Source organism: Pantoea sp. GM_Pan_3, assembly GCF_026541045.1.
In the GTDB taxonomy this organism is placed as follows: Bacteria; Pseudomonadota; Gammaproteobacteria; order Enterobacterales; family Enterobacteriaceae; genus Pantoea; species Pantoea anthophila.
This window is the reverse complement of the sequence record NZ_JALNVA010000004.1, coordinates 236287-257878: the sequence shown is the minus strand read 5'-3', so window position 1 is coordinate 257878 and position 21592 is coordinate 236287. Positions and strand designations below refer to the sequence as shown.

The 21592-nt window shown below is 57.3% G+C and carries 23 protein-coding genes and 1 riboswitch; of the genes, 9 read left to right on the top strand and 14 right to left on the bottom strand.

Annotated features, from left to right (window positions below; translation table 11 throughout):
* Positions 1–62: 62 nt before the first annotated feature.
* From OXR04_RS13925 to OXR04_RS13915, 3 genes are all read right to left on the bottom strand, one after another.
* Positions 63–581, bottom strand: a complete 519-nt coding sequence (locus tag OXR04_RS13925) for a GrpB family protein (RefSeq protein ID WP_265135591.1) — start codon at positions 579–581, stop codon at positions 63–65.
* A gap of 68 nt (positions 582–649) precedes the next feature.
* The gene (locus OXR04_RS13920; protein ID WP_058958089.1) at positions 650–1045 is read right to left on the bottom strand and encodes a hypothetical protein; all 396 of its coding nucleotides are present in this window, start codon (positions 1043–1045) and stop codon (positions 650–652) included.
* Positions 1046–1048: 3 nt separating this feature from the next.
* The gene (locus tag OXR04_RS13915; protein ID WP_058958088.1) at positions 1049–2422 is read right to left on the bottom strand and encodes an MFS transporter; all 1374 of its coding nucleotides are present in this window, start codon (positions 2420–2422) and stop codon (positions 1049–1051) included.
* A 124-nt stretch (positions 2423–2546) separates the two neighbouring features.
* On the opposite strand from OXR04_RS13915, the gene OXR04_RS13910 reads away from it, so the two are divergent.
* The 3 genes from OXR04_RS13910 (at position 2547) to OXR04_RS13900 (ending at position 5531) form a co-directional block, all read left to right on the top strand.
* Positions 2547–3455 (top strand): LysR family transcriptional regulator, encoded by a 909-nt coding sequence (locus tag OXR04_RS13910; RefSeq protein ID WP_267370984.1) that lies wholly within the window; start codon positions 2547–2549, stop codon positions 3453–3455.
* Positions 3456–3621: 166 nt separating this feature from the next.
* On the top strand, positions 3622–4392 hold the full coding sequence (locus tag OXR04_RS13905; protein WP_267370982.1) for an ABC transporter substrate-binding protein: 771 nt from the start codon (positions 3622–3624) through the stop codon (positions 4390–4392).
* A 35-nt stretch (positions 4393–4427) separates the two neighbouring features.
* A complete protein-coding gene (locus tag OXR04_RS13900; protein WP_267370980.1) occupies positions 4428–5531 on the top strand; it encodes a DUF2817 domain-containing protein in 1104 nt (367 codons plus the stop codon).
* On the opposite strand, the gene OXR04_RS13895 is transcribed toward OXR04_RS13900, so the two are convergent.
* Positions 5490–6263, bottom strand: a complete 774-nt coding sequence (locus OXR04_RS13895; protein WP_267370977.1) for a 2OG-Fe(II) oxygenase family protein — start codon at positions 6261–6263, stop codon at positions 5490–5492. The two genes, OXR04_RS13900 and OXR04_RS13895, sit on opposite strands and share 42 nt — an antisense overlap.
* 100 nt (positions 6264–6363) lie before the next feature.
* Between OXR04_RS13895 and OXR04_RS13890 the strand changes: the two genes are divergently transcribed.
* The gene (locus OXR04_RS13890) at positions 6364–7266 is read left to right on the top strand and encodes a LysR substrate-binding domain-containing protein (protein WP_267370975.1); all 903 of its coding nucleotides are present in this window, start codon (positions 6364–6366) and stop codon (positions 7264–7266) included.
* A 41-nt stretch (positions 7267–7307) separates the two neighbouring features.
* On the opposite strand, the gene uca is transcribed toward OXR04_RS13890, so the two are convergent.
* From uca to OXR04_RS13855, 7 genes are all read right to left on the bottom strand, one after another.
* Positions 7308–10913: an urea carboxylase gene (gene uca / locus OXR04_RS13885; protein ID WP_267370973.1), complete on the bottom strand. Its 3606-nt coding sequence runs from the start codon at positions 10911–10913 to the stop codon at positions 7308–7310.
* 164 nt (positions 10914–11077) lie between these two features.
* Positions 11078–11713: an urea amidolyase associated protein UAAP2 gene (locus OXR04_RS13880; protein ID WP_009092979.1), complete on the bottom strand. Its 636-nt coding sequence runs from the start codon at positions 11711–11713 to the stop codon at positions 11078–11080.
* Positions 11714–11723: 10 nt separating this feature from the next.
* Positions 11724–12452 (bottom strand): urea amidolyase associated protein UAAP1, encoded by a 729-nt coding sequence (locus OXR04_RS13875; protein ID WP_267370970.1) that lies wholly within the window; start codon positions 12450–12452, stop codon positions 11724–11726.
* Complete coding sequence (locus OXR04_RS13870; RefSeq protein WP_267370968.1) at positions 12449–13234, bottom strand: ABC transporter ATP-binding protein; 786 nt, start codon at positions 13232–13234, stop codon at positions 12449–12451. The genes OXR04_RS13875 and OXR04_RS13870 overlap by 4 nt, the downstream gene beginning before the upstream one ends.
* Positions 13231–14046, bottom strand: coding sequence for an ABC transporter permease (locus OXR04_RS13865; protein ID WP_009092975.1), 816 nt, complete (start codon positions 14044–14046; stop codon positions 13231–13233). Before OXR04_RS13865 ends, OXR04_RS13870 begins: the two co-directional genes overlap by 4 nt.
* A 24-nt stretch (positions 14047–14070) precedes the next feature.
* Positions 14071–15129, bottom strand: a complete 1059-nt coding sequence (locus OXR04_RS13860) for a putative urea ABC transporter substrate-binding protein (RefSeq protein WP_267370964.1) — start codon at positions 15127–15129, stop codon at positions 14071–14073.
* 60 nt (positions 15130–15189) lie between these two features.
* Positions 15190–15288, bottom strand: a riboswitch (guanidine-I (ykkC/yxkD leader).
* A 355-nt stretch (positions 15289–15643) separates the two neighbouring features.
* On the bottom strand, positions 15644–16030 hold the full coding sequence (locus tag OXR04_RS13855) for a cupin domain-containing protein (RefSeq protein WP_058958078.1): 387 nt from the start codon (positions 16028–16030) through the stop codon (positions 15644–15646).
* A gap of 290 nt (positions 16031–16320) precedes the next feature.
* Between OXR04_RS13855 and OXR04_RS13850 the strand changes: the two genes are divergently transcribed.
* Positions 16321–17118, top strand: a complete 798-nt coding sequence (locus OXR04_RS13850) for a MetQ/NlpA family lipoprotein (protein ID WP_009092972.1) — start codon at positions 16321–16323, stop codon at positions 17116–17118.
* A 147-nt stretch (positions 17119–17265) separates the two neighbouring features.
* Here OXR04_RS13850 and OXR04_RS13845 read toward each other — a convergent pair whose 3' ends face one another.
* Positions 17266–17973 carry a phage antirepressor KilAC domain-containing protein gene (locus OXR04_RS13845; protein WP_009092970.1) on the bottom strand — a complete coding sequence of 236 codons (708 nt, stop codon included), beginning with the start codon at positions 17971–17973 and terminating at the stop codon, positions 17266–17268.
* A gap of 377 nt (positions 17974–18350) precedes the next feature.
* Here OXR04_RS13845 and OXR04_RS13840 point away from each other — a divergent pair, with 377 nt between their 5' ends.
* Positions 18351–18785, top strand: coding sequence for a 6,7-dimethyl-8-ribityllumazine synthase (locus tag OXR04_RS13840; protein ID WP_009092969.1), 435 nt, complete (start codon positions 18351–18353; stop codon positions 18783–18785).
* A gap of 63 nt (positions 18786–18848) precedes the next feature.
* Complete coding sequence (locus OXR04_RS13835) at positions 18849–19322, top strand: nuclear transport factor 2 family protein (RefSeq protein ID WP_267370958.1); 474 nt, start codon at positions 18849–18851, stop codon at positions 19320–19322.
* A 44-nt stretch (positions 19323–19366) separates the two neighbouring features.
* On the opposite strand, the gene OXR04_RS13830 is transcribed toward OXR04_RS13835, so the two are convergent.
* Positions 19367–19762: a hypothetical protein gene (locus OXR04_RS13830; protein ID WP_046102667.1), complete on the bottom strand. Its 396-nt coding sequence runs from the start codon at positions 19760–19762 to the stop codon at positions 19367–19369.
* Positions 19732–20067 carry a hypothetical protein gene (locus OXR04_RS13825; RefSeq protein ID WP_267370956.1) on the bottom strand — a complete coding sequence of 112 codons (336 nt, stop codon included), beginning with the start codon at positions 20065–20067 and terminating at the stop codon, positions 19732–19734. Before OXR04_RS13825 ends, OXR04_RS13830 begins: the two co-directional genes overlap by 31 nt.
* Before the next feature lie 57 nt (positions 20068–20124).
* On the opposite strand from OXR04_RS13825, the gene OXR04_RS13820 reads away from it, so the two are divergent.
* Together OXR04_RS13820 and OXR04_RS13815 are read left to right on the top strand one after the other, a co-directional pair.
* Positions 20125–20895: a MerR family transcriptional regulator gene (locus tag OXR04_RS13820; RefSeq protein ID WP_267370953.1), complete on the top strand. Its 771-nt coding sequence runs from the start codon at positions 20125–20127 to the stop codon at positions 20893–20895.
* Positions 20896–21019: 124 nt separating this feature from the next.
* Entirely contained in the window at positions 21020–21409 is a 390-nt protein-coding gene (locus tag OXR04_RS13815) for a DUF1090 domain-containing protein (RefSeq protein ID WP_046102669.1), read from the top strand.
* The last annotated feature ends 183 nt before the right edge of the window (positions 21410–21592 follow it).

Below are 21592 nucleotides of genomic sequence, written 5' to 3'. Positions count from 1 at the left end.
TTCTCTGCCGGAAGTCAGTCACCGGATTGACCAGATGCATGCTCATTTAACATAACGGCGCGTCACGACTGACTGTTCATGGCACGCAGCGCCATCCGCAGATGGTGTTCTATAAAATCGGTCTTGAGCGCGCTGTAACGCTGGCTGTCATTGCGGCACAGTGAAGCTGCCGCCTGTTTAAGCTCAGCGTAATCATCAGCAACCCGTCTGTTTTCTCTCAGGTAATCACGAAAGGCAAGATGCCGCAAAATCTCTTTATCTCCCGCCGCGAACGCATGCAGATGATGACTGCGCTGATCGCCTCCCTTAGTGAAATATCTGCGTCCGGCAATGCCCGATTCACCGCGCGCAAGATATCCGGCGCGGCTCAATGCAGGGGAACAGGTATCCAGTGCATTGATGTCAGTCACTTCCAGCAGGATATCAATGATGGGTTTGGCCGCAAGTCCGGGTACTGACGTACTGCCGATATGATGAAGGCCGATAACCGCGCCATTCAGTAATGTTTTTAGCATGACACTTTCGGCCGCAAACAGTGCAGGCCATTGATTATCGTAGGGCACAACAACAACGGTTCGCATAGCAGCATGCTCTCTGAATCACTTATTTAACATAAGATAGATTATACGCATTTAGCAGCCATCTGATTTTATGCCTGCGGCAACGCTGTCTCGTGCAGATGGCGCCATCGTATATTGCCATCATCCTCTGATTCAAACACCACGGTAGAAAAACGGAGCGTGGCGCTTTGTCCGGGAAGCTGCTGCCACTCTTTATAGACGACGGTGGCAGATTTTTCGCCTTCGGCAATGACCTGCATATCGCCGATATCAATGTTCAGGCCCGGTCTTGCCCCGCGCTGCGTGCGGAAAAAAGCGTTCAGAGCAGCAAAGTCCAGCACGGCGCCGCCCGGTGTCACCATGGAGAATGCAGGACTAAAACGGCCCAGCAGTTTCTCGCAAACGTCATCGTGAGCCGCTTCATCGCCGAGCCAGCGGCTGATCAGCGTATGGGCATCCAGAACTTCCTGACAGTAACGGTTCATTTTTCACTCCTCATTAAGTGCACTGACAACCTTTTGATTTGAAATACGAAAACAGCACAGCACAGGAACGACAGCGCTGCATGCTGCTATAACAAAACAGAGATGATAAGCGCGCATCACCGGGAAGCCTGTATTCACCAGCAGGTTAAACAGCAGGCTGACCAGTGTGACACCCAGGCAAAAACTGAGTTGCCGGTTGATATTCCATATGGCACTGGCATCAGCCAGATCGTTATGGGTGATTTGAATAAATGCAGAACTCTGAGCCGTGCTGCTACACAAGCTGCCACCCAATCCCATCAACGTGAATGCGATGACAAAAACAACGGCATCTGCTGTCTGGTCTGTCATTGCCAGCATACCAATGCCTGCAGCCTGCACCAGACATCCAGCGATAAACAGCGGGCGCGGTCCCCAGAGGTTAAATCGCCTGCCGGTCAGACTGATGGCGGCAAAGGAAGCCAGTGACCATGGCAGCATCAGTGCGCCCGCAAAGCCTGCGTGCATAGCAAGCTGGTTTTGCAGATAGAGCATGGTGAGCATACTGACCCCGGTGAACACCCCGGGTATGAACTGATAAATCAGCATGGCGGTCTGCAGAAGCGGCTCCCTGACAAGGTGCAGGTTAATCAGGGGATGGCGCTTTCCCAGCGCGTTCTTCACGTAGCCAGCCAGCGTTATCACACCCATAAGCAGCATCCCTGCCCCCAGAGCAAAGCGGTCAGCTTCACCCAGCGCGGTCAGCCCGAGAAGGATTAGCGTGAGCGCGGTACAGCTGCTGATTAAACCCACCAGGTCCAGAGCTTCAGATGATTCCTGCGCCCTCTCTGCTTTCAGCCAGCATGCCGCCAGGACAAACGCCACACCCGCGAGTGGCAGGCTGATCAGGAACACCCAGCGCCAGCTCAGGCTCTCAACCAGCACACCCCCCAACAGAGGCGAAAGTGCAGGTGCGAGCAAAGCTACCAGCATGACGGCAGACGATAACTTTGCGCGTTCACTGCTCCTGTAGAGCTGATAAGTCATCGTCTGACCCAGAGGGATCAACAGTCCACCACCGAGACCCTGGATGAAACGCCACAGGATGAGCTGAGCCATTGAGGTTGATGCGCCTGTGCCACAGGTGCCAGCCATAAAAACCAGCAGTGAAAGCATAAACAGGCGTCTGGACCCTATACGTCTGGCCAGCCAGCCACTCAGCGGGATGACCAGTGTCAGACCCAGGATGTAACCATTACTTATCCACGCCAGCTGGCTTACCGGTGCATCAAACTGTCTGCCGATCTCAGGGTATGCCACATTGGCGATAAACATATTCACTAAGTCGACGAAAAAACCCAGCAGATAAAGGCTGGCCACGCGCCCGCGATAACTCATATTTTTTCCGGCGTAGAGAACAGGAGGCACGCAGTATAGGGGGAGCCAGTATGGGGATAAATTCACTCCCGCTTGTTACACTGTCAAAATTATTTTGACAATGGTCTCACTCAAAGGAAGCACAATGATCAATATGCAGCGGCTGGGAATCTTCGTCGCCGTCGTCGGGGCTGGCAGTTTTACCGGGGCCGCTCAGACGCTCGGACTGACCCGGGCCGTCGTGAGCTTCAACATCAAACAGCTTGAAGAAGAGCTGGGTGTCTCGTTACTCATCAGAAGCACCCGACGTGTTTCAGCCACCGATACCGGCGAACGATTTTATCATCGCTGCCTTCAGCTGCTTCAGGATGCGGAAAGCGTGCTGGAGGATGTTCGCGGCGATCACACAGGATTAAGCGGCTCACTCAGGATTACGACTACCCCTGAGTATGGTGCGCGCGTCATCGTGCCAGCCCTGGCTGCGTTTGCGGTAAAACACCCTCAGCTGCGGATACAGCATGTGTCATCGTCTCAGACCGATGACCTTATTGCCGGGCGCTTTGATGTGGCGATACGTCTGGGTCATCTTGCCGATTCGACTCATCATGCGCGACGCCTCGATCAATTTGCGATTTATGCGGTCGCAGCGCCCTCTTACCTCAACACCCTGGCTGACTCCGCCATCCAGAATCCCGAACAGCTCGCGTCAGCAACATGGATAGCGCACAGTCGTCTGTCGACGCCCTTAAGCTGGCAGATAGTGACCCCGGACGGAGAGAGTGTGCTTCTCAGCGCCCGTCACCCCGCCAGGATTGTCGCCGACAGCGCCTCATCTTTACGGGCTTTTGCGTTATCAGGGGCAGGTGTGGCGATCCTGCCTGAGTGGCTTGTTGCAGATGACATTGCGAATGGCGGATTAGTTCGCTTGCTGCCCGATCATCACTTTCCGCAGCAGGGGATTTATGCGCTCTACCCCAATACGCGCCATGTGCCTGAGAAAGTTCGATCGTTTATCGATTTCCTGCATCAGCGGCTCACGTCCCTCAGAGGATAATGGTCCGTCATTAAGCAAAAGTTAATACCGTATAAAAACCCGCTAACCCATTTATTAATATAAGATTTTGCTCTGGTTCAGTGCGGTTATTCGCTGGTGATGAGAGAACCCCCATGCTATTAAATCTGAGGTCACTATGACATTCACCTGACTCCGGGAAATAAACATGAAAAAGAACGTCTCTCTCGCGTTACTGTTTTCGCTCACTGCTTTCTCACAGGTGGCTCTGGCGCAGCAGACGCTGCGCTTCGGGGTTGACCCGACATTTCCCCCTTTTGAATCTAAGGCGGCAGATGGGTCGCTGCAGGGTTTTGACATCGATATTGGTAATGCCATCTGTGCGCAGGCAAAGGTGAAGTGTCAGTGGGTGCAGATGGGGTTCGACAGCAGCATCCCTGCCCTTCAGGCGAAGAAATTTGATGCCATCCTGTCAGCGATGTCGATGACCGATAAGCGTCGCCAGCAGGTGGCTTTCAGTGACATGCTCTATAACACCCCCAGTGCGTTACTGGCACCGGCGGCCAGTAATCTGACGACCGACGTTGCCTCACTGCGCGGCAAGACGATCGGGGTGGCTCAGGGCACCATTCAGGAAACGTACGCCAAAACTAAATGGGAAGGCCAGGGCGTGAAAGTCATCTCTTACCCTAATCAGATGGAGGTCTATCCCGATCTGGTTGCCGGGCGTCTCGATGGCAGCCTGGCCAACGCGGTCTCCGCTGAGCAGGGATTTCTCACCACTCAGGAAGGCAAGCCCTACGCCATTAAAGGCACTCTGGTGGATAAAGTGATATTTGGCGATGGTGTGGGTATCGCGTTACGCAAGGGCGATGATGCTACCCTGAAGATGATCAACGCGGCGCTGGCGGAGCTTCATCACAATGGCACCTACGACCAGCTGACCAGAAAGTACTTCAGATTCAAGGTTTACCCGTGACGGTCCCGCGCGACGATTGCAGGCGTCTGGATACTATGGCCTTGCCCGACTATCAGGTTCAGCGCGCACGCTTTCTGGTGGCTGCAGAGCGTACAGGTGCGGTGGTGACCTCTTACCGCCATCCCCTGCCTGGCCCGCAGGGCGAGGCGCTCTATACGGATGTGGCCCGACGGGGTCCTGCCGACGCGTCACGCGTGATGCTGGTTATCTCCGGCATACACGGCGTCGAAGGTTATTATGGTTCGGATTGCCAGATAGCCTGGCTGGAGACGCGCGACGAAAACGCGCTCCCTGCTGACACGGCGCTGGTGCTGGTGCATCTGCTTAATCCCTGGGGCGCGGCCCATCTGCGGCGCGTCAATGAAGATAATATCGATCTTAACCGTCATTTTATCGACTTCAGCCAGCCGCTGCCCGCTAACCCCGCCTACGCCGGGGTACACTCCCTTTATCATGGCGATCGTGACAGCGCTGATCGGCAGCTGGCCGAAGTCCTGCGTGACACCGGCTGGCAGGCAGTAAAACGCATTGCAGAAGCGGGGCAGTATACCTCTGCTGAAGGCTTTTTCTTTGGCGGAACACAGCCCGCCTGGTCCTTTAACACGATGGCGGAGATCGTTGCGCAGCATCTCTCCGTGGCGAAAACCATCATCAGCTTCGATCTCCACACCGGAGCCGGAGCCTGGGGCCATCCCATGCTGCTCTCCATTGCAGAGCAGCATTATGCCGCCCATGAGTGGGGCAAAGACATTTATAGCGAGTGGCTGACGCTGCTCTATACCGGTGCCGGGCGGGACAGCGCCACGGGCATTACGGCAACCGCAACAGGCTATCTGTCACAGTATCTGCTGACCTCCCTCGCCGGCACGCTGATTTTACCGCTGGTGGTCGAATGCGGAACTTATGAAGGGGAAGAGATGCATCGGCGGGTGCGGGACGATCACTGGCTTCATCTCTCTGGCGACCCCGCCAGTGCAGAGGGCCAGAGAATCAAAGCAAAACTTGTCGAAGGATTCTGGCCCTGCGATGCAGACTGGCGGGCGTTAGTGGCTTTCCGCACGCAACAAATCTTTGAGCGCGGCTGGCGTGCCCTGATTTCACAGTCTGCCGTAAAAAGTCATCCGCGCGGTTTCGGATAGCGCAATGCCGGGCTGCATGTTGTAAGCCAGCACCGCCAGCATGCGGGTCACCTCACCTTCGGTCGGGGTCACGCGGTGCAGGGCGTTGCGCCCGCGAAACAGCACCAGATCGCCGGGCTCAATCGCCAGGGCCTCGACCGGCAGGCGTTCATCCAGCACCGCCGCGACGCCTGCATAATTCATCTCTCCGGCATCGGCATCCCGCAGATCCTTCACATACTGAAACACCCCGCCCGCCTGTGGTTTTTGCACCAGCAGGGTGATAGCAAAAGAGGAGTTGTCAAAGTGCCAGCCCAGCTCCTGGCCGTGAGGCGCATAATGCAGGTTGATCGACGAAAGCGGATCGGCATAGGGATAGAGCGCGTCCTCTCCCAGCACGTCGCACAGGAACTGTTTGAACAGCTCATCCGTATAAAGCTGACGCAGCGGGGAGTCGGTCGCGATAACGTCATCGGTAATGCAGCCTTTGGTGCTGATCACGTCACGATTGCGCGGATGATCGGCGCTGAAGGCCGCATCAGGTTTCATCAGATAAACGTTATGTTTGCTGAGCGTGTGATAAGCCAGGTGACGCTGCGCGTTGCCCTCCTGAACTATCGCTTCCAGAGCGGCGGTCTGTAAGAACTGACGCAGGACCAGCGCGCCAGCGTGGTTCAATTGTTCACGACAGCGGTGACGCCAGCCACGATCGGCCAGCGGATGAAGATCAAGACGAACCAGGGAGTCAGTCATAGCAACAGTTCTCATCATGAGCAGGAGTGATGCTACTCTACCTGTCGCCTGCTAAGCCTGTGTAACGATAAAAACTTAATACCCTGATAAGGAAGCGTTAATGCCTGCCCACTCACCCCGTTTGCCCAAAATCAGTGTTATCCAGTCCTTTAAAGTGGCCGCCGAACTGGGCAGCCTGGCGAAAGCGGCGGCCCAGCTGGCATTGACGCCGGCGGCGGTGAGCCAGCAGATTCGTCAGCTGGAGGAGCAGCTCGGCAGTGCGCTCTTTTTACGCACCCAGAGCGGCGTGATGCTGACTGACACCGGCAAGGCCTATCTGCGTTACGTCACCGAAGCCTTTGATATCCTGCACCTGGGTCAGCAGAATATCCGCCATGCAGCGAAAGCGCCAACACTCACGCTCTATGCCTTACCGGCGCTGGCGTCCAAATGGCTGTTGCCCCGGCTGGCGAGCTGGCGCGCCTGTTGCCCCGATAGCGATCTGTCGTTACACGGCACGCACGCGCAGGTTGATTTCACGGCGATGCCTGCAGACTTCGTCATCTGCTTTGGGGAAGATCGCTATCCGCAGCTGGACAAACAGTGGTTATTCCATGATGAGGTGCTGCCGGTTGCCAGCCCCGCCTTACTCCAGCGCTATACGCCAGAAACGATCTTCCGTCAGGCACCTTTAATTCACCTCGACTGGGGCCATGAGGGCCGGTTTCTGCCGGACTGGCGAAGCTGGTTTCAGGCCAGAGGCGTGGACGAACCGGCTCCGCAGCCCGCATTCAGTTTCAATCTGACCTCGCTGGCAATTGATGCTGCCGTGGCGGGGGCCGGTCTGCTGCTGGGGCAGCGCCGCCTGATCGCGGCGGAGCTGGCGCGGGGCGAACTGGTGATTGTCGACGATTTCAGTCTGCCGCTGAGCAAACCCTATTATCTTGCCTGGCCGCAGCGCACGCTGAGTCAGCCGGGCAGCGAGGCGCTGATCGGCTGGCTGCGTGAAGCGGGCGCAGGCTAAGAAGTGTCCTGCGTGACAGGTGACCCTGTCACGCAGGACTGTTAAGACCGATCTTCAAGAATGATGGCTACCCGCTGTCCTGCCCGCACGGCGCTGCCCGGCTGCACGCTGACCTGCTGAATCACCCCGTCACAGGGGGCCAGCAGCGGAATCTCCATTTTCATCGATTCCAGCACCACCAGCGTATCGCCTGCCTTCACGCGGCACCCCGCTGCCGTCTGAACCTGCCACAGGTTGCCGGAAACCGGACTTTCAACGCCCTGCTCCCCGGCCTGAAGCGGCGCGTCTCCCGTTTCCGCCACCTCACTCTCCTGCGTGGTGTAATGTGCCTGTCCGCTGGCTATCCAGCGGTCACGCTCAGCATTGAACGCCTGTTGCTGATGTTGACGAAACGCGCTGATGCTCCCGGCTTCACGGTCGAGGAAATGCTGATATTCCGCCAGCCGCAGCGTGCCCTGTTCTATGCGCAGCGGGTAGCGCCCTACGGGAAAATCGCGACGGATCTGCACCAGCTCATCAGCCGAAACCGGATAGAAACGAATCTGGTCGAAAAAGCGCAGCAGCCAGGGCTTACCGCCAAAATCGGCGACATCGCGATAGCGATTCCACATCTGCAGCGTGCGGCCAACAAGCTGATAGCCGCCAGGCCCTTCCATGCCGTAGACACAGAGATAAGCCCCGCCAATCCCCACCGAGTTTTCTGCCGTCCAGGTGCGTGCCGGATTATATTTCGTCGTGACCAGACGATGGCGGGGATCCAGCGGTGTGGCGACGGGCGCGCCGAGATAGACGTCGCCCAGCCCCATCACCAGATAGCGGGCATCAAACACCGTCTGCCATACGGCCTGCTTATCCGGCAGATCGTTGATCCGGCGGATGAACTCCAGATTGTCCGGGCACCAGGGGGCGTCCTGCCGGACGGTGGTCATATATTTCCCGACCGCTTTCTGACAGGCGGGATCATCCCAGGAGAGCGGCAGATGCACCACGCGTGTCGGCACCTGAAGGTTATCACTGGTGCAGACCCCCTCCCACGCCTCCCGCACCCACGCCAGCAGCGCCTCCGGGGTCAGGGTTTCCGGCTGGAAATGGATCTGCAGGGAGCGGATGCCGGGCGTGATATCAACGACACCCGGACGGGATTGCGCTTCCATCGCCTGCATCAGCGCGTGGATGCGAAAACGCAGCACCAGATCCAGTTCCGGCTCGCCAGCTTCCAGCAGCAGATGCGTATCGCCTGAGAGACGCGCCACCAGGCGCTTATCCTCTTTACCGCAGGTCATCACGACAGGCGACGTGAGCGGTGCCGGCTGCCAGGCGATCGTCTGTGGCTGAAGCGTTGCCAGCTCGGCACGTCCTCCTGCGGCCAGTCGGCGGGCGGTGGGAATATCCACCGCCACAAACTGCACCTTATCACCGGCTTTAAGCTGCCCCAGCTGCCAGAGATCCGCTTCAATGACCGTCACCGGGCAGACAAAGCCGCCCAGGCTGGGGCCATCGGGGCCGAGAATGACCGGCATGTCGCCGGTGAAATCCACTGCGCCAATCGCGTAAGGATTATCATGAATGTTGGAAGGATGCAGTCCCGCCTCACCTCCGCTCTCGCGAGCCCAGATCGGCTTCGGTCCAATCAGGCGAACACCGGTACGGCTGGAGTTGAAGTGCACTTCCCATTCGGTGGCAAAGAAAGTCCCGATATAGTCGGGCGTAAAAAACTCCGGCGCGCCGTGGGGGCCATAAATCACCCTCAGCGTGCGCACCGCGGCCAGCCCCGTGCAGAGCGAGGCGGGCAGTGCTGTGCCCGTCACGTCTGCCGGGCGCGGTGCCAGGTGAAGCACATCGCCGCTGCGCAGCGCCCGGCCTCCGTGTCCGCCGAACTGGCCGAGCGTAAAGGTGCTTTTGCTCCCCAGATAATCCGGCACCTGAATCCCGCCGCTCAGGCAGAGGTAGCTTCTGACGCCTGAACCTGCGATCGCGCCCAGCTTCAGCGTTGAGCCCGCCGGAACAGCAAAGACGGTATTCATCGGCTGATCGACCCCCTCCAGCGTGACGGGGAGCGGCGCTCCGCAGACCACCGCCTGCACATCGGTATTCAGTTTCAGGGTCGGGCCGTTAAGGGTGATCTCCAGCGCGGCATCGCCCTCAGCGTTGCCCAGCAGGCGGTTGCCGAAACGCAGCGCGCGGTCATCCATCGGTCCCGAAGGCGGCACCCCCACCGCCCAGTAGCCCAGACGGCCGGGATAGTCCTGCACGCTGGTCTGGGTTCCGGCACTCAGCACCTCCAGCGTAGCCGCCTGATAACTGAGCTGCTCCAGACAGCGGGTCCAGGGTTCCCCTGTGGTGAATGGCGCAAAAGCCAGTATCTGCAGCAGATAGAGGCGATTGGTCTCGACGCCATATAACCGGGTTTCCGCCAGCGCCTGAGCCAGCGTGGCAATGGCTAGGTCGCGAGTGGGACAGCAGGCGATGGTTTTCGCCAGCATCGGGTCGAAAAAGGGCGGCACTTCACTGCCCGCCTCTACCCAGCGGTCGATACGCAGCGTCTTTCCTCCGGCTGGCGGGAAAAAAACATCGGTCAGCAGACCGGGTGATGGCTGAAACTGCCGTCCCGGATCTTCCGCGTAGATCCGGGCCTGAATGGCGTGGCCCTGTGGTTTCAGCGTGGCGGCTAAATGATCCAGCGGCGGGAGCTCCCCGGCGGCCAGTTCAATCATCCATTGCACCAGGTCCACCCCCCACACCTGCTCGGTGACCCCATGTTCGACCTGAAGGCGGGTGTTCACTTCCAGAAAATAGAAGTGCTGCGCCGCGCTGTCATAGACAAATTCCACCGTTCCGGCACTGCGATAGTTCACCGCTTTGCCCAGCGCGATGGCGGCGGAACAGAGTGCCTCTGCCATGCCGTCAGGCAGATTGGGTGCAGGTGTCTCTTCAATGACTTTCTGATTACGGCGCTGAACCGAGCAGTCACGCACCCCCAGCGCGATCACTCCGCCTTTGCCATCACCGAAAATCTGCACCTCAAGATGACGGGCGCGTTCGATATATTTTTCAAGAAAGACCCCGGCATCGCTGAAGTTGTTCTGGCCAAGACGCTGCACCGTGTCAAACGCGTCGGCGAGTTCATCCTCATCGCGGCAGACGCGCATACCGATGCCGCCGCCGCCTGCGGTGCTTTTCAGCATGACCGGATAGCCGACCTGGGCCGCTGCTCGGCGGGCTTCATGGCGGTCCGCCAGCAGTTCACTTCCCTCCAGCAGCGGAACGCCTTCGGCTTTTGCCAGAGCGCGTGCCGTGTGTTTCAGGCCGAAAGTACGCAGCTGCTGCGGCGTGGGGCCGACAAAAATCAGGCCCGCCGCCTCGCATGCCTCGGCAAAGGCGGCATTTTCCGAGAGGAAACCGTAGCCGGGGTGGATCGCTTTCGCCCCGCTCTGCCGTGCGGCGGCGATGATCTTCTCCGCCACCAGATAGGTTTGCGCGGCGGGCCCGTCGCCCAGGCTGATCGCGCTATCCGCCTCACGGATATGCAGGCTGCTCAGGTCAGCCTCAGAGTAAACGGCGACGCCTTTCACCTGCATGGCGTGCAGGGTACGCAGAATGCGGCAGGCGATCGCGCCGCGATTGGCAATCAGTAACGTATCAAACATAGGTGATGCTCACAGGGAGGCGGGTCGTCCCGCAGAATTCGCTATTCCCTGGGGCCGTCCCCGGGGATGACCGGCACCTGAACAGTGCAGCGGCTGTAGAGGCAGACAGGCGATCGATCAGAGCGGGAATGTCAGGCCCGGCTGTCGCGCTGTCAGATGCAGATTCAGTTCCACACCAGCACCTCTGCAGGCGTCGGGTTCCAGCCGTTGCAGGGGTTATTGAGCTGGGGACAGTTCGAGATGAGCACCATCACGTCACACGCCGCGATCAGATCAACATATTTGCCGGGGGCTGACAGTCCATCTTCAAAGGTCAGCCGCCCTTCCGGCGTCACCGGAACGTTCATAAAAAAGTTGATATTGGCGCCGATATCGCGCTTGTGGAGGCGGCCATCATGCAGGCAGGCGCAGAGAAAGTTATCCCGGCAGCTATGCATGTAGCGCTTATCGTGGGCATAGCGCACCGTGTTGCTCTCCTGGGAGCAGGCCCCGCCCAGGGTGTCGTGGCGTCCGCAGGTATCGGCAACCAGGGTCAGCAGCGGATTACCGAGATTGGAGTAGAGCACGCTGCCGGTAGTCAGATAGACCTTTCCCTGACGACGCAGGGTACGCTGGGGATCGTAACGCTCGCGGGGGTTATCGGCGCGATAGAACAGGGTATCGATCGCCTGGTTACCTTCGAGATCGAGCAGCCGCAGCCGCTGCCCTTTTTTGACCTCGAACAGACAGGGCTCCCCGGCCGGGATCACATGACGCCAGACTGCCGTTTCAGGATGATAATCAGGGGTAATCGCTGTCATCACAGCCTCCTTACAGGGAAAAGTGTTGGGTGTTTTGCATGGCGCGCTGATTTTCATCGCGGGTGAAAATGGCGTCGCTGAGGGCCTGACCCGCATCGGCCTGATACCAGTTCAGCTGAATCGGGCGCGGCAGATACTGAGTGGCGGGATCCTGAGGGTGAGGCAGCGCGGTCAGGACGATCAGCACGTCCATCGGCGCATACAGCTCAACAAAATCGCCGGGCTGACTGTTGCCTGAAATGAAGGCAAAGCGCCCCGCCTCATCCACCGTGACTTTGCTGAAAAAGTTCACCACCATCAGCAGGTCTTGCAGGCCGAGATCCCATTTACCCATCTCCACCAGCAGGTTATCGACGCCGTTACGGTAGAAACCGTTGCGCAGTTCCTGATAGCGTCCGCTGCCGTACTTGTCGTGCGTCTCTTCGGCGTTAAGGACGCCGCCGAACGGGTCATGCCAGCCGCAGCTGTCCGCCACGATAGCCGCCAGGACGCGACCCATATCAGAGTAAAAACAGTGGCCAGTGGTCAGCCGCGCGGTGTGCTGACCCTTAAGGGTGTCGGGCAGGTTCAGCCGTTCACTTTTTTCGTGCGGATTGAGCATCATGGCGCTGACGTTAGCCCCGCCGTCGATATCGGTCAGGCGCAGGATCCCGCCCTTACGCAGGATCAGCGAGGTATGCGCGCCGCCAGGAAGCTGCTCTTCGCGCAGGCTGGGGCCGGAGTGAAAAAGTGCCGTCATTGAGCGATCTCCTTTAAGGGGTAAATGTTGTCTTTGCGGCCGGTCGCCAGCTGGGACAGCCGCGTTTCGTTGAGCGGAATGTCATAGGTGATACGCGCTCCCCACGCATTGGGTGCCTGGGGATCGAGGCGCACCTTGTCAAAAACCAGCAGCCGGGTGCCCAGGTTGAACCCTTCGGCAAGGTCGTGCGTGACCATAAAGACGTTCATGCGGGTTTCGCTCCAGAGCTGAAGCAGCAGGGCGTGCATATCTTTGCGGATGCCGGGGTCGAGTGCGCCAAAGGGCTCATCCAGCAGCAGCACCCGTGGCTGCATGACAAACGCCTGGGCAATCGCCAGCCGCTGCTGCATCCCGCCTGACAGCTGTGCCGGATATTTGTCGAGCGCATGGCTTAGCCCCACTCGCTCCAGCATCTCTCTGGCCTGCTGACGCGCCTGACGTTTTCGGGCGCCCAGCAGCCGGCCCCACAGCGGTGACGCCGGCAGTTCCAGACCGATGATGACGTTATCCAGCACGTTAAGATGAGGAAAAACCGAGTAGCGCTGAAAGACCACGCCGCGACTGCGATCGGGCTCCGCCGGCAGCGGCTCACCATCGAGCGTGATGGTGCCGCGCGTTGGTCGCTCCTGACCGAGCAGCAGTCGTAAGAAGGTCGATTTTCCGCAGCCGGAGGCACCCACCAGCGAGCAGAACTCCCCTTCCCTGACCTGCAGATTGATGCGCTCCAGCACCACGTGGTCGCCATATTCCTGCCAGATGTTTTTGATATCGATAAAACTCATTCCCGGCCTCCTTCCGCCCACGGGAAACAGGCTTTGTGCAGCTGACGCAGCGCCAGATCCATCAGCCAGGCCAGCAGGGTTATCCAGATGACATAAGGAATGATGACGTCCATCGCCATGTAGCGGCGGACGAGGAAGATGCGGTAACCCAGCCCGGCGGTGGCAGAGATGGCTTCGGCGGAGATCAGGAACAGCCACGCCGAACCCAGCAGCAGGCGCAGCGAGGTAATGAGTCGCGACAGCAGCTGGGGCAGCACCACCCGCAACACCACCGTCCAGCTGTTCGCGCCCAGCGTCTGGGCTTTGATGAAAAGCTCGATCGGGATCTCCCGCGCCCGCTGTTCCAGGTCGCGGGCCAGCATCGGGGTGATGCCGATGACGATGAGCATCACCTTTGACAGTTCATCCAGCCCGAAGACGATAAACAGCATTGGCAGCAGCGCCAGCGGCGGGATCATCGACACGACGGTCATAAACGGCGACAGCGCCGCGCGGGTCATGGGAAACACCCCGGCGGCAATACCGATGCCCAGGCCGATCAGCGCAGAGATCATCAGGCCCGTCAGCAGACGGGTGAGACTGATCAGCGTATCCGCCCACAGCAGAAACTCACCGCTGCGTTTATCGGGCGTGAACGCCATCCGGTCAACCGCGGCGATCATCTGCGACAGACCGGGCAGCAGTTTATCCTGCGGGTTTGCTTCCAGCCGCACCGCCGAGCTGATAAACCAGGCGGCGATCAGCAAGACAAACGGCAACAGCATCAGCGTCAGGCGCATTCCCTGTCGGGGATAACGGTTAATGTGGCGCATGGCGTAAGCTCCTCAGCCCGGAAGTCAGAGCTGGCCTGCCGCGGCCATCTTCAGATAGCTGTCGTCAAAGCGCAGTCTGATGTTGGCTTTGTCGCCGAGGGTCTGGTTGCCGGGAAAGGCCATACCGATGAAGTCAGCGCTTTGCGCACCCTCGCCGAGCAGGCCCTTATCAAAAGAGAATGCGGCCACGCGCTGCATGGTTTTTGCCAGGTCGGGCGAAGCGACAAAGGCCTCTGTGGCGGCGGGAGTCGGGAACAGATGGGTGGTTTTGAGCTGTGCCTGATAACCGGCGAGGTCAGTGCCGGAATCCGCGGCCATCGCACTCAGCGCCTGGGTATCGCCCGCCTGCATTTTTGCCATCATCTCAAACCATGCACCGGTCAGCGCTTTGCCCAGTGCGGGGTTATCGTGGAGGGTTTCTGTGTTCACGACCATCATATCGATCAGCTCGCCCGGCACGGCGGAGGAGCTGAACACTTCTGTGGTCTGCGGACTCTTTTTGATGACGGAAAGCTGCGGGTTCCAGGCCACTGCGGCTTTGACACCGCTGGTGCCGAAGGCGGAGACGATATCGGCATCAGAGGTGTTCACGACCTTAACATCCTTCTCCTGCAGTCCGGCCTTTTCCAGACCGCGCACCAGCAGATAGTGCGATACGGACAGCGCGGGCAGATAAACCGACATGCCTTTCAGGTCGCTGAGTTTTTTATTCACGCCTTTCAGAACGATGCCGTCGTTACCCTCGGAGTAGCTGCCGGTGATCAGCGCCGTGGAATCGACGCCGCCCGCGGCGGGAATGGTCAGGGCATCCATATTTGTCATGGTGCAGCCGTCGAACTGCCCTGCGGTGTACTGGTTGATCGATTCGATATAGTCATTCAGCTGGACGATATTGATTTTAATGCCATATTTGCTGGCCCATTTATCGATGATTTTTTCATTAGCGATCGTGCCCCAGGGCATCCAGCCCGCATAGATGGTCCAGCAGACGTTGAACTCTTTTTTAACTGCGGCGAAAGAGGGCACACTGGTCAGCAGTGCCAGGGAGAGAATGAGCGTGCGGAGAAGGGAAAATGTCTTCATGGTTGACCTCTGGTTGGCACAAAAAAACGGGAGCAGCGCAAGACACCAGATGGTGCCGCTGTCTCCCGGGCTTTTGTCCCGCCGTGTAACCTCGCAGAGGTCGCCAGCTCTCGGACCAGACATTCACCTGCGTGAACCGGAACCCTAGCCAGCTATTCAGTATCAGTTGTGTAGTGCGCTGCTTACTGGACGGGTTGTTGCAATTGGCGTACCAGAATTTAAAGTCTTTTTAATCATTCACTTATAAAGCATGTATAACGACAGGCCCCGTGATGGTGAGTCAGCAGCGTGCGTTGCACATAATCAGTGCCGGGATTCACTCCTGTTCACGATGCCATTTCTAAGCGCAGGTGAACTCAGCTGTGACGCGCCTCGCCTGTCGATAAAACAGCGGTTTCAGGATGTGGATATGCAGGCTCTGGCGAATCGCTTATCAGGGAAGTGAATGACTGCGGCGGCGCTGCGGGCGGGATGAATAACGGCAGCGCGCTGCACTGCCGTTTTTGCAAGGGTGTCAAAACTCTTCGGGTTCCCCCGGCAGTGGCTCGGTCAGCGCCTGTCCTTTGACACCGGCATAGGTAATCACCAGCTCGGCGGGCTCTTCCAGCGTGTAGCCGCGGTGCGCACTGTTGACCGTCTCATTCAGCGCTTCTCCGGCGTGGAAGGTACGCTGCTCCCCGCTCGCTTTGTCTTCCACAATCAGGGTGCCTGAAAGGATAAACGCCGCATTCGGCATCGGATGCGTGTGCCACGGCAATGACGTATGGGCAGGCAGTGACAGGCGCATTACAGTCAGTTCCGGCTCGCCGTGCGGATAGGATTCAATGACCTCTCCGTTCCAGGCCTCCCCGCTGCGCATGACTTCAACCGCTTCGATCCCGTTCTCTTCATCTTTTGACATCAGTATTCCCTGTTAACAATCAATGCAATGCTGCGAACCGCAGGCTTTAAGCGTAGAAGAGAATGCGCGGACTGGCTGAGGGGATGTTGACCGGATGAGTGCGCCAGAGGAATAAAACCGCCCGGACGGCCGTGAATGCCATCGGTTAATTCACGGGCATAAGCCGCCAGCCTGATGAATTAATGAACAATATCCGGTGTGTGGTTATAAGATATATCCCTCCGTCAGTTCGCAACCTGACATTTCTGTATTATCTTTGAAGCCATCAATTCTCTGAGGGATTTCTGATAATGAAAGGTTTGTTTGCCGCATTACTGGCCAGTTCTGTTTTATTATTATCCGCCTGCTCCAAAGATGACGACAACAAAGTCAAAGTGGCGATTAATACCGGGCCGGACGAAGCGATCTGGCAGGTGGTGAAACAGGTTGCAAAAGATAAATATCAGCTCGATGTCGAAGTGCTGAACTTCAATGACTATGTACTGCCGAACGAAGCGCTGAATAACAAGGAAGTTGACGCCAACGCTTTCCAGAGCCTGCCTTATCTTGAAGATCAGTCTAAAGAGCGCGGCTATAAATTTGCGGTAGTTGGCAAGACGTTCGTCTTCCCGATTGCTGCCTATTCGCACAAAATCAAGAATATCAGTGAGCTGCAGAATGGTGCGACAGTGACCATCTCTAACGAAGCTACCACCCTGGGACGCAGCCTGCTGCTGCTGCAGGCGCAGGGCCTGATTAAGCTGAAAGAGGGTGTGGGTTATTTACCCACCTCACTGGATATCATCGAAAATCCTAAAAACCTGAAACTGGTTGAAGTGGATACGCCGCAGCTGACCCGCACGCTGGATGATCCGAACGTGGCGTTCTCGATCATTAATACGAACTTCTCGGCTCAGGCGGGATTATCCGCTCACCGCGATGGTTTATTTATGGAAAGCGCCTCTTCGCCTTACGTCAATGCGCTGGTTTCACGCGAAGACAATAAAGACAGCGATAAAATTCAGAAGCTGAAAGCGGCGCTGCAGTCGCCTGAAGTCGCGGCTAAAGCGGAAGAAGTTTATAAAGGCGATGCAATTAAAGGCTGGTAATCGCCCGCAACGCATCCCTGGGATCAGGAAAATCAAAAAAGGCCGCATTCCGATGCGGCCTTTTTTATGTCAGCACAGTATGAGCGGATGCCTGCGCCTTAACCTCTGCCAGTCACGCCGCGCCAGCCCGCCAGGCCAGAGGCGCCGCTACGCAGCGGCCCCTTTTGGCTGAGCGGAAAGATGCGCTGCCCACAGGCTGGCCACCCATTTCACCCCTTTTGCGGTAAAACGCGCCTGTGAGAAGGCGTGCTGGTTTTCGCCGGTGCCGGTGTGCAGCGTAAAGTAGCCGGCCTGCAGATGGTAATGCTGCGGCGTCAGGGTACCTTTGGCGCGGTACATGATATTGCGCTCCAGCAGAAACTGACGAAACTCCGGCTCTTTCGCTTTCAGCATTTTGCAGAGCTGACGAAAGCCCAGCGAGTCATCCACCTGAACGAAGTTATCAAAGAAGGCGGCCTTAGGCGCGGAGAGAGCCAGCTGCTGCTCCGCCGCCTGACGCTGTTCAAACTGTTCAGCCCAGGCACGTGCAGCCTCAGCCGGGTTGGTAAAGTCCGGCAGATGGGTGGTTCTTTCCCGGTCCTGCCAGCGATCCAGCACTTCGGCCGTAAAGCCTGGCGACAGGCGTGCCACGGCCAGCAGGGAGTCACGCTTGCTCAGGCGGTACTCCTGACGCACCTCCCCTTCGCGCTCATAGTCATTCACTTTGAGCGGCTGAGAAAGACGCTGAGCCGTTTCCAGACTTTTGATTAACCGCTTCACTTCTCCATGTGTAATACCGGTCATCTGAGCCAGCTCACGGCTGCTCATTGTGACCGATTGTTCCAGAGATTTGAGGCTTTCAGTCGAAATCATCATGGGTTCACCCCTCGCTAACGCTACCAATACCCGGCGGGCAGTCCATTTATTATACAAAATACTGTTCAGATATCCAGTATTTTATTTAAGCAGTTTCATAACCGGAAGCTGTTACGCAAACCGGGCGGTGAAAGTGATTTTGCGGGCAGGATCAGGCGTCTGAACGGCTCTGGCGGTTGTCTGACAGAGTTTAATCCCCGCAAAGAGAGGAAAGGTTATTCACACATAATGACAATGGTGGACACAGGCTGTTTACATTACAGTATAGTGATGAGAGTCAGCAGGTTACCGGCCTGTCCGGCTTAACGTTTCATCCGGGGTTCAGGGACGTCATCGCGCTCATTACCACGGGATATTACCTTTTACTGGAGTAAGTCATGCAGCCGTTGAAAGTCGCCTTTATTAAAGCTAACTGGCATAGCGAAATCGTTTCTCAGGTTCTGACCGGATTCGAACAGGAGCTGGAGAGCCGGGGAACCTCCTATGAGATCAAAACCTGGGATGTGCCAGGCGCATTTGAAATGCCGCTGCTGGCACAGCGTCTGGCACAGACCGGCAACTTTGATGCGATTGTCTGCGCGGCGCTGGTCGTGGATGGCGGCATCTATCGCCATGACTTTGTGGCTCAGGCGGTGGTAAGTGGTCTGATGCAGGCCCAGCTGGCCACCAACGTGCCGGTCTTCTCGGTCTCCCTGACGCCGCATAACTTCCAGCCTTCGGCGGAGTTTATCGACTTCTACACCCAGCACTTCGTGAAAAAAGGTCAGGAAGCGGCCCGTGCCGTCTGCCAGATCCACGCGCTTGAACTTTAATATGGCAGCAGTACAGCCCGGGTAGCGATAACATCCGGGCCTTTGCGCCGTTAAGGAGAAACATTGGAATCTTCACGTCCGCCCTTACCCCCTTTTACCCGGCCTGAAGAGGCGGCAGAGAAAGTGCGTCTGGCTGAGGATGGCTGGAACAGCCGCGATGCCGGACGGGTAGCCCTGGCCTATTCTGTGGACAGCCAGTGGCGCAACCGCGATACTTTTCTGACCGGCCGCAGTGAGATCATCGCCTTTCTGGAGCAAAAATGGCAGCGGGAGCAGCAATACCGGCTGATTAAGGAGCTGTGGAGTTTCGATCAAAACCGGATAGCGGTGCGCTTTGCCTATGAATGGCACGATGAGCGGCGGCAGTGGTATCGCTCTTACGGCAATGAGAACTGGGCGTTTGACGAGCAGGGTCTGATGAAGCAGCGCTTTGCCAGCATCAACGATCTGAAAATCAGCGAAGCGCAGCGGCTTTTCCACTGGCCGCAGGGACGACGGCCTGACGATCACCCTTCCCTGAGTGAACTCGGCTTATAACGCGGCGCGTTCAGCGGAGAGCGTTGCTCTCCGCTGTCCTCTGCTCAGCCCTGCTCGTCCTTATTCTCGACAAAGGTGGCTTTGTTGCGGGTGACCGTATAGGCCACTTTCTTGACGTCCTGAGGTGACGTGGTCACTTCCACCGGTGCGATGGTGACGCGCCCCATCCCGAACAGCGTCGGTACATAACCGCCAATCTGGTGTTTTCCGGCCGGAACGTGCAGCAGCATGCTTTCGCCATTCGGTAATTTACCGGCATCTTTGCCATCTACCGTCAGGAAGACGCTTGAACCATCATCGGCGCGGGTTTTAATGTGTGAGACATCAATCTGCGTCGGACCCGCAGCAAATTCATCTGGCGTATCGCTGGGCGTCTGTTTCGCACAGCCGGTTAATAACGCAGCAACCGTCAACGCGGCGAAGGTAAAACGATAAGGCATTGGGCACTCTTTCTCCTGATCATCAGAACCCCATATTTTAGTCGTTTGCCTGGCAGATAAAAGAGGAGGAGAGATCGGCATCCTCTTAAAAAAGTTAAAATATCCCTGTTTTGCCCGGTATAGTTGCGTAAAGAATTTTTACTGAATAAATAAACAGTCTTTTTTTTCGCGGGCCGCAGATTTTTTAACCTGCTGATCAGCCTCAATTTACCCGGCTGCTCACGACGAATAAGCGCAGCGTCACGCCGCGTGGCTGCTGTTTTTCCTCCGGAGCCCCCCTGTTCATTAGCGGTTATCAGGTTCATAGTAGACGTTCATCCCCGGTTAACCCCGGCGGCCATTCCCTCAACAGAGGGCACGATATGCTTTTTCATACAACGGAAACGGTCTGTGCAATAACCGGCACGCATCCTGCGAACCTGAAGCGCTGGGTGAAGCAGGGGTTACTGACGCCCAGACAACACGCTGAACACTGGAGTGACGCACAGCTCAGTGAAATCCGCACGCTGGTTGACTTAACTGCCACGGGCGCGACGCCCGAGGAGATCAGACAGGGTCAGCAGACCGCCACCTCGATCATGACCCACGGCTGGGCGGCGCGTAAAGGTGACATGCTCTGGCAGCTTGAGTTCGGGACACCCCTGTCGCTTTCGCGCCAGATGAACAATATGTCCGGTAACTACAGCGGTGATGACTTCATTATTAATCTGCTGCGCCCTCTGAGTGTCTGGCTTCACGCAGACCGGCGTCAGGGGGCCACACGCCGTCTTGCCCGGTTTGAAAAAACGGTGCAGCAGCAGGCTGACCTGATGATGCGTGACGCGGCGCGAAACCACGCCTCTGTTCCGCTGTTTCTGGAAGCCGTGAGCGTCATGGACAAAACCGAAATCTGGCTGGAAGCCATTCGTCTGACCGCGATGGGTTTTACTGTCGAGGTGGATGCCAGTGCCAGCGGACAACCGGCGTTTAACACCGGACGCCATGCGCATCATGTCATGTGGTGTGGTGCCGGCATCAGTCAGGTGATGCAGGACTATTTCAGACAGCAGAGTCAGCAGGGGCATCCAGTCATGCTCAGTGGTCCTGATTGCCGCCTTAGCCTTTCCCGGTCAAACGCCTCAAGCGCTGCCTGACAGCAGGCAGCCTTTCCCCCTCTCCGCTTTTTCCGCGCCAGTGAATATTTTTTTCTGTTAAGAACCGCTTAAGGCGGCTTCGTATACTGTTGTCTCCACCTCCTGACTCACAGATGAGACGACAATGAAAAAGACCTTACTGGCCTTCAGCCTTTGCCTGCTTCCCCTGACCTTCACGGCGGCGCATGCCGACTCTGCGTTAACCGGTTGTGCAGCAAAAAAGCAGGAGATTGAGACGCAGCTCTCCTTTGCCCGACAGCACAATAATTCTCACCAGATTGCCGGGCTGGAAAAAGCGCGGCGTGAGGTTGAAGAGCACTGCACCGAAAGCGGCCTGCTGAAGCAGCGACAGGAAAAAGTGGCCGAAAAGCGCAGTAAGGTTCAGGAGCGTGAACAGGAACTGGCTCAGGCGAAAGCCGAAGAACGCAGTGCCAGCAAAATCCGCAAGCGTGAAGAGAAGCTTGCTGAGGCGCGTCAGGATCTGAAGGAAGCGGAACAGGCGCTGACGCACTAATCTGATAAGGCCAGCCAGCGATGCTGGCCTCTTATTTTTTAATTTTCCCGTCTGTTTTCTAACCTGCTGAATAATCACCGCTATTCACTTTTTTTCCATTACTTAATGTAATCGGTTGATTACTTATTCTCATGCACTTAATTGGTGCAATAAAGTCAATATCGCTTCGATCAATTCTTTAAC